Genomic DNA, 13,606 nt, shown 5'->3' with positions numbered 1-13,606 from the left:
AAAGGGCCGGCGTGAATGTCGGCGCGTCTTCGAGCGGTAGTGAATGCACAGCGGTTTCGCGCTTCGCCCCATCGGCGTTCGCACAGGAGGAGGTCCACGGGTGCGCGTCTCTGTCATTGTCATGCTCCAGTTCGCAATTGCGCTCGCCGCAGTGACCGGCTCGGCGACGGCCTTCGCCGAAGGTGATGGCCCGAGCGTGAGTATTCTCGTCTTGAAGGAGCACGGAGTCGGTAGCCCGGCGCTGGCGCAGCCGTACCTCGACAAGTTCGTTGCACTGGCAGCCGAACTCAACGATTGGCCGAGCGCCAAAGGCGAGTACTACGTCAGTCGCAGCGCGGCGGAGGCGTTCATCAGCGCGCAGCATCCCCACTACGGCATCCTGTCCCTGGCGGCGTTCTTGGGGTTGAAAGACAAGTACCACCTTGAGATCATCGGTCAGGTTGCCGTGTCACTGGTGGGCGGGCGGCAGTACTCGATCATCAGCCAGAGCGCCTCGGATCTCGCCGGGTGCAAGGGCAAGACGCTCGCCAGCGACCATACCGATGACGTGCGCTTCATCGAGCGGGTCGTCGCCCGCAACGAGTTCAAGCTGAGCGAGTTCACGATGATGCAAACCCAACGACCGCTGCAGACGATCAAGAAGGTTTTGAACGGCGAGGCGGTGTGCGCCCTGATTGACGATGCGCAGTTGGCGGAATTGCCGCACCTCGAGGGCGCGGCCGGCATCCACACCGTGTGGCAGGGCGCGCAGTTGCCGCCGATGGCGGTGGTGGCATTTCCGGCGGTGCCCGCTGCCGAGCGCAAACGTTTCGAGGACAACCTGAGCAAGGTGTGCGCTGACGATGGCCATGGTGCCTGCGGCGAAGTCGGTATTGTTTCGCTCAGCGCCACTGGCGGTGAAGACTACGCCGCCGCGATTGCCGCGTACGGCCACTAGCCGAGTTCTCGCAGCTTTCAATTCACATGATGTGTTCCGTTCGCATCATTGCATGCCGCCCCATTCTGGCGCTGCGCCCCGTTTGGTGGCTCGCGATCGTCTTCTGCCTGCTGTCCGCGTGTGCCGGCCGCAAGCCCGTTCACCCCGAAGTCACGGCCGCCGCACAAAGCAACGACGTATTGGCGCTGAGCGACGCGCTCGAAGCGTTGATCAATGCCCGCACCGATACCCCCGCCGATCGCGAGTACGCTTACAAGATCGTGCACACGCACGAAGAGGACACGGCGCCCGCGATGTTCGCGCGCGCCGCGGTGACCGGGCGATTCGTCCAACAGCGGGGCCTGCTCGGCGCCAACTTGATCGGGGACATCGAGCGCTGTGCCCGCCGCAGCCGCGAACTCGACCCGAGCTTTCGCGACGGCGCCGCGACGCGACTGCTCGGCACGATGTACGTGATCGCGCCCAGCACGCTGCTCACGCACGGCGACTCCGAAGTCGGCGTCGAACTGCTCGAAGGTCTGGTGGTGACGTTTCCCGATACGCTCGAAAATCATCTGCGCCTGGCCGAAGCCTACATCGCCCTCGGCGACATGGTCCCGGCCTATCCGCACCTCTGTCTCTGTCTGGCGCACAAATCCGCACTGGTGCCCGACGACCAGATCCTCCTCAGCCGTCTCGTCGCCAACGCCGGCACTCCACCGTGTGCGGACAGCGGCAGCGGAACGCCCTAACTCGATCCTTCCCCACGTGGGCTCTACTCTGCCGCCACCAGACGGTGTAGAGATGCCACTCATTGCCTGAACGCCACGACGATGTCTCCCTCGTTGCTGCTCCCCCACCTGTACCGCTGGCGCCGCTGGCTGACTGTGCTCGCCGTGGTGTTCATCATCCGCATCGCGTTGCCCGCGATCGTTCGCCGGGTCGCGATGTCGCAAGCCTCGCAGGCGTTGCACGCGCAGGTGGAAATTGGGGATGTCGATCTCGCGCTGCTGCGTGGTGGCATCGCCCTGAAGGATGTGACCGTGCGGGCGGCGCTACCTAACGGCTCGCCGGAGGATGTGCCCAACACCGCGCCGCCGCTCATCGCCTGGAAGCGATTCGCCATCGAAGTACGGTGGCTGCCGCTGTTCCGCAAGACGATCCAACTGCGCGAGGTCGTGTTGGAGTCGCCCCGCGTTGCGCTCGATCGGCTGGCCGACGGCGGGATCAATTTGCTCGCACTTGTACCAGCGAGTAGCACTCCAGCCCCGACACCGGAGAACACCCCAGAGAGTGCCACGCCCACCGCGGCACCCGCCGCAGCGGCGTCTGGCTGGGGCTTCGGACTCGACCGCTTTGTCCTGCGCGATGGTGGGGTGCGCTTTCGCGACTTGAAAATCAAGGACAGCGAACCGATCGATAGCTCCATCGACGCTGTTGAAGTCACCGGCATAGCCGTTAGCCCCGGCTTCTACGGCGAGCCGGCGCATCTGCACCTAGCGCTCGCGCTCGAGCAGGGATCGCTCACCATCGACGCGCATCTGACGTTGAGTGAAGCGGGGGTCAAGTTTGACACCGAGGTGGAAGCCAAGAACCTGCCGATCCAACGCGCCCGGTTGTACATCCCGAACGTCGGCTGGAACGCGCTGCAAGGCGCGCTCGACGCAACGCTGGCCTACCGATTCGACACTGGGACACAGAACGAATTGCGCGGCGCGGTGACGTTGCGTGACGTCAGCGTGCGCGTCCCGAACTTCGACGAACCGGCGCTCGCCTGGCAAACCCTGACGGTGAAGGTCGACCCCGTCGATCTGAGCAATCATCGCGTCGTTGTCGGAGCGGTCGATCTCGTTGGCCTGGAGCTTCCTGTTCGCGCGCAGGGCAGCGACTCGTTGCCATTGCTGGCGGGCGGGCCCCACGCAGCTCCATCGAACACAGCCGCACCGCCGCCACCCCCACCCGCCGACGCTCCGGAAGCTCCGTGGCACTGGACCGTAACAGCCCTGCACCTGTCCGACTCGCACGTGCACGTGCTCGGTGCGGCCGCGCCGCTCGATGTTGGTGTCGGGGTTTCGGCCAGCGACCTCGCAGACGACGCCGAACGCCCCGCGCAAGTTCAGCTAGCGCTCAGTGTGGGCACGGGCTCGCTGAACGTCGATGGAGCCGCGCGGATTGCGCCGCTGGGATTTGCGGGCACGGTCCGCATCACCGATCTCTCGCTGCCCGAGTTGATCGCGACGACAGGCGCGCTGCCCCCCGATCAGTTGCAGTCCGCTCGGCTCGCCGCGGACGTGACCGTCGAAGCCGGTATAGCGGCGGCAAACGGAAGTCCGCTTGCGGCACGTGATCTGCGAGTACGGGGCAAGCTCTCCCTGGCCGACCTCGGCGCGACTACTCCGGATCCGCAGCGCGTGACCGTTGGAATCCACTCGATCGACCTGGCGATCACGGAGGTGCTCGCCGCTGCGCTGCTGCCAGCCGCCTCGACTGACGATGCCAACACGATCGCTGGTCCGCTGCACGCGGGTGGCCAGCTGACGGTCAGCGACGTAAAGATCGCCAGTGTCGGCTCGCAGGCCTTCACGCTGACTCTGCACTCGCTCGAACTTGCGCTCGCAGAGTTGGTGGCGCCGATCGCGCAGCCTGCCGATCTGCGCACTCGCGGGCGCCTCACGCTCAGCGATCTGCGGCTGGTTGGCGCCGATCCGAAGACTTTCAACGTGGCGACTCGGTCGCTCGATCTGCCGATCACCGAACTCATCGTGCCTGCCACCGAGCAGAATGTGCCGGCGCGTCCGTTACGGGTCGCACTCGGCGACCTTCGCCTCACCGATCCCACCGTCCAACTGACCCGAGTGCCCGAGGGTCTCGTGCTGCCGAAATTCTCGGGTGATGCCGCGGCGCCGGCGACACCGCCCACACCGCCGGAGTCCGCCACACCGCCGCGACCCTTCGAAGTAACGCTCGCTTCGTTCAGGCTGGCGAACGGGCGAATCGCGGTGGACGATCGCGCGGTGAAGCCATTTTTCAACGGCGGCCTCGCCCCCCTCAACATTTCGGCGCGCGATCTGCGCTGGCCCGATCCGACCGTGAGTGATTTGCGAATCGACGCCACCAGCGCCACGGAAGGCAAGCTCAGCATCTTCGGTGCGCTCGCGCGCGACGGTGCGGGCTGGATCGAGGTGAATGCCGACCACCTCTTGCTGCTGCCATTCAATCCGTATGCAGCGCACTATTCGAGCTATAGCATCGGGGATGGTGCGGTCTCCTTGACGTCCAAGGTCAGCGTTGGCAACGGACGCTACGATGCGGACAACTGGCTGACTCTCCACGGCCTTGATGTGCAGGGGGCGAGCGGTGACTCGCTGTTCCAGCAGCAATTCGGCATTCCACTGTCGTTCGCGCTTGCATTGATGCGCGATCCGCAGGGGGACATCGCGCTGGGCATTCCGGTCACCGCCGACGCAGAGGGCATGCAGGTCGGTCTCGGCACTGTCGTGCGCAGTGCGCTGCAGAGCGCCATCGTCGGTGCGCTCACCTCGCCGCTCAAACTCGTCGGCGGTGTGTTCAGCGACGGCAAGGTCGCCACCAGCGCGCCGCCCACGATCGCCTTTCGCCCTGGGCGCAGCGCACTCGCCAGCGAAGGCGAGGAGCAGCTCACGCGTTTGGCGGGCTTCGTCGCCGGCCGGCCCGCCATCGGCGTCACCCTCGAAACCGCCGTCACCACCGCCGACGTGCGTTGGCTGCGCGAGCAAGCGCTGCGCGCCGAGTGGGGCAAGCAGGGCTTGCTGAGCAAGCTGCGCGGGCTGCCGCAGCGCGGCACTCGTGAGATCATCCAACACGCCCTCGATGCGCGGGCGAATGACGAGCCCGGCGAGTTGTCGCCGGACGACGCCGCCACGCTCGATAGCTGGTTAGCTGAGCGCCCCGCGATCGCCCCTGAGGAATTGCGCGCGTTGGCGAACGGACGCCTTGCGTACGTCGAACAGGCGCTGCGCGAATTGCACGGCATCGACGCTCAGCGCATTACCCGTCACGAACCCGCGGCAGACATCCTCGATGCCACGCCCTCAGTGACAGTCCAAATCGGCACCGCCGGTTCCTGACGACGGTCATGTCCACCGCCGGCGCCGGGCATTGCACGGCCGAGCTTCAAGACTAGATAGACACGACTGTTTACCTACTTACAGCAGCTTCTGCACTTGACTTCTTGCTCGAAGTCCTCTAGTTGCCGAAGCGGGTAGGTTGAGGATGGGTACGATGAGCGGAGCCCAACAGTCGCAGTTGTTCCGTCTGCCAATAGCGTTAAGGAGGGTGCATATGAAACGTTCACGAACGCTTCTTGCGTCGCTGTCGATAGGCCTATTGGCCGTCGCGTCGTCCGTACGTGCCGCCGAGGGCCCGTATATCGGCGTCGACATTGGCTATGCAAAACCGACGAACGATGCCTTCCTCGCGCACGCAGAGGAAGGCGTCGCCGGCAATCCGTTCGCCGGATATATGTTCAACAAGTACCTCGGCGTGCAAGCGCAGCTTCTCGCCACCACGTTGGAGCCTGACAACGATAGTCGCCCCAACATCGCTCACCGACTCGACAACCAGAACCAAATGACCACGGTGCTCGGCGGCGCGGTCGGTCCGCGCTTGTCACTGCCGCTCGGCGACCTTTTCGAGTTCTACGCGACGGCGCAAGGTGGATACTTTGCCGGCGTCAGCGGCAGCCTTACACACTCAGCGCCCGGCTTCTCGGTCGGCGGCGGCCTCGACTACAACCTCACGCCGCAAGTCGCAGTCGGCGTGTCGGGGCGATGGAACCGTGCCTACATGTCGCCGAAGCCGGACCAACTGATCGGTCAACAACCCGACCAACAGGGTCCATCGGACGCGCAGTGGCTGACCGGTGGCATCTCGATGAAGTACTCCTTCAATGCGCCACCGCCGGCACCGAAGCCTGCCCCCGTCGTGGCGGAAGCACCAGCCCCGCCACCGCCCGCGCCGATGAAGAAGAAGATCGTGCTCCGCGGCGTCCACTTCGACACCGCCAAGTGGAATATCCGAGCTGATGCGAAGCCGATTCTCGACGAGGCGATCTCGACGCTCAAGGAGAACGGTGACGTGAACGTGTCGGTCGAAGGTCACACCGACAGCCGCGGCGGCGACGCGTACAACCAACACCTCTCCGAGCAGCGCGCGAACTCGGTGGCCGAGTACCTGGAGAAGGGTGGCGTTCCGAAGAGCCGCTTAGTCAAGATCGTCGGCTTCGGCGAGGCAAACCCGGTGGCGACCAACAAGACGGCCGACGGGATGCAGCAGAACCGTCGCGTCGAACTCAACACCCAGTAAGCATCCGCACACACGGGCGGGCGATGTCGTTCTGGCATCGCCCGCCTCGATCACGCCTCCGAGCGCATCCTCGCGGTGCGGCGATTCGGCGTCGCCGCACGTTTCTCGCCGCCATCCTGCATAGAACGAAATCGTTGTCGCTCGCACCAAGAGTGTGTATACGTATGCTCGCTCATACACATCGAGGGGAGATGCATGCGAACCAACATCGTGATTGATGAGAAGCTGATCGCCGCAGCGCAGCGAGCCACCGGCATCCGGACCAAGCGAGCCGTTGTGGAGGAAGGGCTCCGCGTGCTCGTGCGCTTGCAACGCCAGCGCGCGCTCAAGGCGTGGCGCGGCAAGCTGCGCTGGGAGGGTGATCTGGACGCCATGCGAGCCGATGGCCGTGCATGATCGCCGTCGATTCGTCGGTGTGGATCGATTACTTCAACGGTCGCGCGACACCGCAAACCGACCGACTCCACGAAGCGCTCGGAGAGCAACCCATCGTGATTGGTGATCTCGTGCTGACCGAGGTGTTACAAGGTTTCCGGAGCGAGCAGGCGTTTGGCCGTGCATACCGCCTGCTCAGAGTGTTCCCCGTGGTCAGCATGTTCGGTCCTACCCTGGCCGTTCGCGCCGCACGCAACTACCGCGCGCTGCGCGCCGCCGGCGTGACGGTGCGAAAGACGGTCGACGTGATGATCGGCACCTACTGCATTGAGCGGAAATTGCCGCTGCTCTACTCCGATCGCGACTTCGATCCGATGGTCGACCATTTGGGCCTGAAGACAGCGTGAGTTCCCGCGATGTGGCGTCGTGAGGGGCGCGGAGACCCGTGTCGTTGAACACCACCGTCCTATCCCGCGTCACCCAGGAGTAGGGGATGCGTTGCGCAACGTGCGGTCGCGACAATCGTGAAGGTCGGATGTTCTGCTCGGACTGCGGCGCGCTGCTCGCGCTGCGCTGCCCACAGTGCCAAGCATTCAACGAGTCGGGAGAGAAGTTCTGCGGCGAATGTGGTGCCTCACTGGGAGCCGGTACGCCGACCGCAATCGGTAGTGCCCCTCCTCCACAAACAACCAACAACCTAACCACGAACAACCTGCCTGCTGCCTTCGCCTCCGGACGTTATCGGGTGCAGCGCCTCCTCGGCGAAGGCGCGCGCAAGCGCGTCTACCTCGCCCGCGACCATCGGCTCGATCGCGACGTCGCGCTCGGGTTGATCAAAACCGAAGGGCTCGACGACGCGGGCCGCGCGCGCGTTCAGCGCGAGGCGCAAGCGATGGCGCGGCTTGGCGATCATCCCCACATCGTCACCGTTTTCGACATCGGCGAGGAGGACGGACAAGCCTACATCGTCAGTCAGTACATGGCTGGCGGCAGCGTGGATGATCTGCTGCGTGAATCAGTAGGCGGTAGGCAGAGAGCAGTAGGCAGCGAAGAGTCTGTAGCGGCGCATAGCCGTGCACCCCTATCCATCACCGACGCCCTGCGCATCGCCCAGCAAATCTGCCTCGCGCTCGATCACGCGCACGCACGAGGCGTCATCCATCGCGACCTCAAGCCCGGCAACGTGTGGCTCGCCGCTGACGGCAGCGCCAAGCTCGGGGACTTCGGTCTCGCGCTCGACATTGATCAGACGCGCCTGACGCAGATGGGGACGATGGTCGGCACTGCCGCCTACATGGCACCTGAACAGGCCCTGTCCGGCGAGGTGACTGCCAGCGTCGACCTCTACGCGCTCGGCGCACTGCTGTACGAATTGCTGACCGGCCGGCCACCCTTTCTCGGTGACGATGTGGTCGCGGTGATCAGCCAACACATCAACACACCGCCGGTCGCGCCCTCGTGGCACAATCCAGCCATCACGCGCGAGCTGGAAGCGCTCACCTTGCAATTGCTCGCGAAGAGTCCAGCGCAGCGCCCCGCCAGCGCGGCGATCGTTGGCGAGCGACTCGCGCAAATCGCCAACGCTCCGAGCGCCGTCGCCGGAGTGATACCAGCGTCAAGCCCGGCGGTGAATCCACTGGATCGCCTCGCCAGCGGCATTTTCGTGGGGCGCGACAAGGAAACCCAGCAACTGCGCGCCGCCTTCGATGACGCACTCTCCGGCCGCGGCCGGATTCTTCTCCTCGTCGGCGAACCTGGTATCGGCAAGACCCGCACCGCGGAAGAACTCGCCACCTACGCGCAGATGCGTGGCGCGCAAGTGCTGTGGGGGCGTTGCCACGAAGGCGAGGGCGCGCCGGCGTATTGGCCGTGGGTCAACGCGATCCGCGCCTATGTGCACACGCGCGAACCGAAACTGCTCGCCGCGGAGATGGGTCCGGGCGCGGCCGACATCGCCGAAGTGGTCTCCGAGGTGCGGGACCGATTACCGGGCTTGCCGGTCGCTCCCCGGCTCGAACCGGAACAAGCGCGGTTCCGCCTGTTCGAAAGCGTCACCACGTTTCTCAGGAACGCATCGCGCGCCAAACCGCTGGTCGTCGTGCTCGACGATCTCCATTGGGCGGACAAGCCGTCGTTACTGTTGCTCGAATTCCTGGCGCGGGAAATCGGCGACGCCCGTCTGCTGCTGATGGGGACCTATCGCGACGTCGAGCTCGGCCGCCAGCATCCGCTGGAACAGACGCTCGCCGAATTGGTACGCAATCAGCGCGGCGAACGTGTGCTGTTGCGCGGTTTGAGCGGCGACGACGTGGCGCGCTTCATCGAGTTGACCGCCGGCCGTACACCACCACCTGCACTCGTAGAGGCGGTGTACCGCGAGACCGAAGGCAATCCCTTCTTCATCACCGAGGTCGTGCGCCTCTTACAGTCGGACGGGCGTCTCGATCGAGCCGACACCGTGGCATCGTGGAGCGTCGAGATTCCGCAAGGCGTCCGGCAAGTGATTGGCCGGCGACTCAGCACGCTCTCCGAACGCTGCAACCAGGTGCTGACGATCGCGGCGGTACTCGGTCGTGAGTTCGAGCTGCGCGTGCTCCCCGGCGTCAGTGAATTGTCCGTCGACGCAGTTGCCGAAGCGCTCGATGAAGCCGAAGCCGCACGCATCATCGCCCCGCTGCCGCCGGTTGCCGGCCGTTACCGCTTCTCGCACGCGTTGATCCGCGAGACGCTCTACGGCGAGCTGCGCACTGCCCAGCGCATTCGCTCACATCGCCGCGCCGCCGAGGTGCTCGAAGCGCTCTACGGCACCAAGCCCGAGCCGCATCTCGCCGAGCTGGCGCATCACTTCTGCGAGGCCGCGCCCGGCGGCGACGTCGGCAAGGCCGTCGACTACGCGGTGCGCGCCGCCGAGCGCGCGAGCGCCCTGCTCGCCTTCGAGGAAGCCGCCAACCACTACGAGCGGGCGTTGCAGACTCTTGAGGTCGGCACGACCGTCGACGGCCGGCGCCGGTGCGAGATCCTGCTCGCGCTCGCGACGGCGGAAATCTGCTCCGGCTCGGTGCCGAAGGCGGACGAGGCTGATCGGCGTGCACTCGCACTCGCACGCGAACTGGATGACGCGGAACTCTTCGCGCGGGCCGCGCTCGGGCTGGCCATTAATGTGGGGACGCCTTTCAGCATGTCCGCGATCGATGAGCGCAGCCAGGCTCTCAACGAGGCGATGGAGCGACTCGGAGATGCCCCCACCCTGCTGCGCGTGCGGATACTGTACGCGCTCACGGTGGTCCGCGGTTGGGTCGAAACGAATGACGACCGGGATGCTCGACTCTGGCATGCGATCGACCTGGCGCGCTCGATTGACGACCCTGAGTCGCTCCGGGTTGCCATTCATTTGCAAGCCAGCGTGTTCTTCCTCGGCTTGTCGGTACGGAGCGACGAGCGGCGGGGCTTGTTGACCGAGTCGCTGCGTTTGGCTGTCGAGACCGGTGACCGCGAGCAGGAGTTCCGCACGCGGACCAACATCCTCCGCGAGTGCATTCGGAGCGGAGACGGCGAAGGCGTGGATCGTGAGCTTGTTCATTTGCAGCGTCTGGCGGTCGAGCTCAGACAACGGGACTTCGTCCGCATTGTGGATCAGACGTTGGCTGACCGCGCTCTGTGGCGAGGCCATCTCGATGAAGCGGAACGGTGCATTCAGGCCGCATTGGGGCGACGAGAGCATGCGCCCGAAGCAGCATTTCAGGTCTTCGTTACGCAGGTCGGCGCGCTGCGGCGCTTCCAAGGTCGGTTGACCGAGGTCGAACGCGGCACCCGCCGCGGCCGGGATCTGTACCCGAATGTCGAGGGCTACTCCATCCATCTCGCCTGCTACCTAGCCGAGCTCGCTCGCGACGCGGAAGCGCGGGCGGAGTTCGATCGCATCGCGCAGGCCGGCTTCGCAACTTTACGTGACAGCAACTACTTGATGAATCTTGCGCTCCTCGCCGACACCTGCACGCTGCTGCGAGACTCCGAGTGTGCGAAAGAGCTGTACCGGACTCTGTTGCCGTACGAACAACTGTATCTACACTTTGCCCACGCCACCACCTACGGCGCAGCCACGCGCGCCCTCGGTAACCTAGCGGGCGTCATGCGCTACTACGAGGGCGCGGCGCGGCACTTCGAAGACGCGCTGGCGATGGATCGCCGGCTCGGCGCGCGCGCGTGGGAAGCGCGCACGCAGATCGACTACGCTCGCATGCGGCTCGACCGCGACGGGCCGGGCGATCGTGAGCAGGCGCGCGTCCTTCTCGGCGCGGCGCTCGCCACGTCGCAGGAACTCGGGCTCAAGGGCTGGCTCGACATGGCGCTGGCACTCAAGCTGCGCGCGCAAGGCGTGGAGTCGGGCACGATGACCACCTCGATCGAGGTCGTCGCCGCGGACGTGCAACGCCACCGCCCCGATCTGCGTTCGGTTGCGGCGAGCGACGGCTCGGTCACGCTCATGTTCAGCGACATCGAGGGTTCGACCGTGATCAACGAGCGTCTCGGCGACCGAAAATGGCTCGACGTGTTGCGCGCCCATAACGCGATCGTGCGCGAGCACGTCGCAGCCCACAACGGCGTCGAAGTGAAATCGCAAGGCGATGGTTTCATGATCGTCTTCCAGAGTGCGCGGCGCGCCCTGCACTGCGCCATCGCCATGCAACGAGGGTTCACCGCCTACAATCAACGGCATGCGGACGAGCCGTTGCGCGTCCGCATCGGTTTGCACGCCGGCGAAGTGATTCGCGAGGCCGACGACTTCTTCGGCAAGAACGTCGTGCTCGCCGCGCGCATCGCCGGCACGGCGCAAGGCGGTGAGATCCTGGTGTCGGCGGCGTTGCAGGCGGCCACCGGCGACACGGCAGCGCGCTTCGGCGCGCCTCGCGAGGTAGCGCTCAAGGGCATCACCGAACCGCAGCGAATCCACGCGGTCGCGTGGGATGCGGACTGAAATGAATCGCGCTTGATTCGCCGCGGCCTACTTCGCGCCCACCGCGCGGTTGCTGTTCCAGATATCGCGGTGCAACTTCCACTGACCCCTCTGCCGTTTCCACACCACGATGTACTTTCCCGTGTCGATCGCCTGCCCATCGGCGCCGCTCATGCTGTACCGCCCGACCTCGTAGGCCGTGTCGCCGCAGTCTTCCACCTCGACAGTGTCGAGCTTGGCCTGCTTGACGCCCGCATCCAACGCGGCTTTCCAGAATGCCTCCAGGGCTTGGGTGCCGCTGCGAGTTTCGCCGTTGGGAGGCAACACTTCTCCCGTCGCGGTGTAGAGCGCCGCTATAGCGGTCGCATCACCCCGAGCAGCCGCCACCATGAAGCGTTGGTTGGCGGCCTCGATTGCCGCGCGGGTCTTCGAGCCGTGTCCTTTGGCCGACGCGCCGGCGGCGACGGCGAGCGCAATGAGAGTGATCGTCGCAGTGCACAGCGACTTGGTAACTAGCGTCATTGGTTGTCCCTCCTTCTGAGCGAGCGCTGCATAAAGTAGCCCCTCGATGCGCCGCCCTTCGATACGAAGCCTTCGGCTTCTACTCAGTGCGACTACTCGGGGAAGCGGTTTGTTTTCACGATCTCTCCAAATATCCGTTTGCCCGAGTAGATCGCGAAGCGATCGTATCGAGGGCCGTCTTGCGCAAAGCTTTGATCGAAACGCATCGGTGCTCACGCCAGTGACGCGTAGAGCGCCTCGATCAACGCCACCGGGCGCGGGTCGATCAGCCACAGGCCGCTGTGCATTTCGTTCATCACGTAGCCGAACCCCAGACGCGCGTCGGGGTCTGCAAATGCCATCGAGCCACCCATGCCGCCGTGGCCGAAGGTGCGCGGGTTCGGACCCATCTTTTCCTTCGGGGTCGACAGCATGAAGCCGAGGCCGAAACGCGTGTGGAGCGGCAGCACCGCGTCGGGTCCGTCCGCTTGCTGGATCAGCGCGCCATCAATCGCCGCTTGGCTCAGCAAGCGCGTCCCGTTGAGCGCACCACCACTCGCGAGCACACCGTACACGCGCGCCAGCGCACGGGCGTTGGTGTGCCCGTTGGCCGCGGGAATTTCCGCGGCGCGCCATTCGCGCGAGTTGACCGCGTCGAGTGGCACTGGCGGATTGATGAACGCCTTGGCGAGCATCGACTCCGGGTCCTTGAGGATCTCGGCAAACAGGTCGGCCTGCTCCGCCGTCGGCGGTGGCGGGAGAATTAGCGGTGCGACGCGGGGCTCATGTTCCACCGGCAAGCCAATGTGGAAATCGACGCCGAGCGGCTGCGCCACTTCGTCGCGGAAGAACGTGCCGAGCGTCTTGCCGGTGATCCGCCTCACCACTTCGCCAACGAGCCAGCCATACGTCACCGCGTGATAGCCGTGTTTGGTACCGGGCTGCCACCACGGTTCCTGCGCCGCCAGCGCCGTCGCCATCTTCAGCGGCTCGTACATCGCGTGCGGTTCCATCGCGCGCTTCACCGCCGGCAACCCCGCTTGGTGGCTGAGCAGATAGCGCACCGGCAGGTCGCTCTTGCCCGCTTGCGCGAACTCAGGCCAGTACTTCGTCACCGGCGCGTCGAAGTCGAGTCGCCCTTGATCCGCCAAGCGGTGCGCGCAGATCGCCGCCATCCCTTTGGTGGTCGAGTAGACGTTGACGATGGTGTCGGCCCGCCACTCCTTGGTGCGCGCGGCATCGGCGTGGCCAGCCCACAGATCGACGACGGGCTTGTTGTCGATCGTGATCGACAGCGCAGCGCCGGTCTCGCCGAAGGTGGAGAAGTTGCGCACGAAGGTGTCGCGCAACGGCGCGAAGCGCGCATCACAAGTTCCGTGGATCGTTGGGGTCACAGAGCATCCTCTCTTTCTTTCGCCGCCTTTGGTGGCGGCGGTTCGCGTCACTTCGCGGGCGACGCATGCGTCGCCCCTACGAGATCTCCGTACGGTCCGCTGTGCGGACCACTCTTGTTTGGA

At 65.3% G+C, this 13,606-nt stretch carries 9 protein-coding genes; 7 read left to right on the top strand and 2 right to left on the bottom strand.

Annotated features, from left to right (window positions below; translation table 11 throughout):
- Positions 1-100: 100 nt before the first annotated feature.
- From HYR72_17305 to HYR72_17275, 7 genes are all read left to right on the top strand, one after another.
- Positions 101-937 carry a hypothetical protein gene (locus HYR72_17305; protein ID MBI1816739.1) on the top strand — a complete coding sequence of 279 codons (837 nt, stop codon included), beginning with the start codon at positions 101-103 and terminating at the stop codon, positions 935-937.
- 26 nt (positions 938-963) lie between these two features.
- Positions 964-1,668, top strand: a complete 705-nt coding sequence (locus HYR72_17300) for a hypothetical protein (protein ID MBI1816738.1) — start codon at positions 964-966, stop codon at positions 1,666-1,668.
- 81 nt (positions 1,669-1,749) lie between these two features.
- On the top strand, positions 1,750-5,022 hold the full coding sequence (locus tag HYR72_17295; protein ID MBI1816737.1) for a DUF748 domain-containing protein: 3,273 nt from the start codon (positions 1,750-1,752) through the stop codon (positions 5,020-5,022).
- A 214-nt stretch (positions 5,023-5,236) separates the two neighbouring features.
- The gene (locus HYR72_17290; protein ID MBI1816736.1) at positions 5,237-6,259 is read left to right on the top strand and encodes an OmpA family protein; all 1,023 of its coding nucleotides are present in this window, start codon (positions 5,237-5,239) and stop codon (positions 6,257-6,259) included.
- Positions 6,260-6,454: 195 nt separating this feature from the next.
- The gene (locus HYR72_17285) at positions 6,455-6,655 is read left to right on the top strand and encodes a type II toxin-antitoxin system VapB family antitoxin (protein ID MBI1816735.1); all 201 of its coding nucleotides are present in this window, start codon (positions 6,455-6,457) and stop codon (positions 6,653-6,655) included.
- Entirely contained in the window at positions 6,652-7,041 is a 390-nt protein-coding gene (locus tag HYR72_17280) for a PIN domain nuclease (GenBank protein ID MBI1816734.1), read from the top strand. The genes HYR72_17285 and HYR72_17280 overlap by 4 nt, the downstream gene beginning before the upstream one ends.
- Before the next feature lie 86 nt (positions 7,042-7,127).
- Complete coding sequence (locus tag HYR72_17275; protein ID MBI1816733.1) at positions 7,128-11,609, top strand: protein kinase; 4,482 nt, start codon at positions 7,128-7,130, stop codon at positions 11,607-11,609.
- Positions 11,610-11,636: 27 nt separating this feature from the next.
- Here HYR72_17275 and HYR72_17270 read toward each other — a convergent pair whose 3' ends face one another.
- Positions 11,637-12,110, bottom strand: coding sequence for an SgcJ/EcaC family oxidoreductase (locus tag HYR72_17270; GenBank protein ID MBI1816732.1), 474 nt, complete (start codon positions 12,108-12,110; stop codon positions 11,637-11,639).
- Positions 12,111-12,322: 212 nt separating this feature from the next.
- Positions 12,323-13,483 carry a beta-lactamase family protein gene (locus HYR72_17265; GenBank protein MBI1816731.1) on the bottom strand — a complete coding sequence of 387 codons (1,161 nt, stop codon included), beginning with the start codon at positions 13,481-13,483 and terminating at the stop codon, positions 12,323-12,325.
- Positions 13,484-13,606: the final 123 nt, after the last annotated feature.

The sequence above is a fragment of the Deltaproteobacteria bacterium genome, assembly GCA_016178705.1.
Lineage (GTDB): Bacteria > Desulfobacterota > Binatia > HRBIN30 > JACQVA1 > JACOST01.
This window is presented reverse-complemented; position numbering and strand designations above follow the sequence as displayed.

Bases quoted from the DNA above. Each gene is read 5' to 3' on its own strand.
- HYR72_17300 (MBI1816738.1), top strand. From the start codon at position 964: ATGATGTGTTCCGTTCGCATCATTGCATGCCGCCCCATTCTGGCGCTG.
- HYR72_17295 (MBI1816737.1), top strand. From the start codon at position 1,750: ATGTCTCCCTCGTTGCTGCTCCCCCACCTGTACCGCTGGCGCCGCTGG.
- HYR72_17290 (MBI1816736.1), top strand. From the start codon at position 5,237: ATGAAACGTTCACGAACGCTTCTTGCGTCGCTGTCGATAGGCCTATTG.
- HYR72_17285 (MBI1816735.1), top strand. From the start codon at position 6,455: ATGCGAACCAACATCGTGATTGATGAGAAGCTGATCGCCGCAGCGCAG.
- HYR72_17280 (MBI1816734.1), top strand. From the start codon at position 6,652: ATGATCGCCGTCGATTCGTCGGTGTGGATCGATTACTTCAACGGTCGC.
- HYR72_17275 (MBI1816733.1), top strand. From the start codon at position 7,128: ATGCGTTGCGCAACGTGCGGTCGCGACAATCGTGAAGGTCGGATGTTC.
- HYR72_17270 (MBI1816732.1), bottom strand. From the start codon at position 12,110: ATGACGCTAGTTACCAAGTCGCTGTGCACTGCGACGATCACTCTCATT.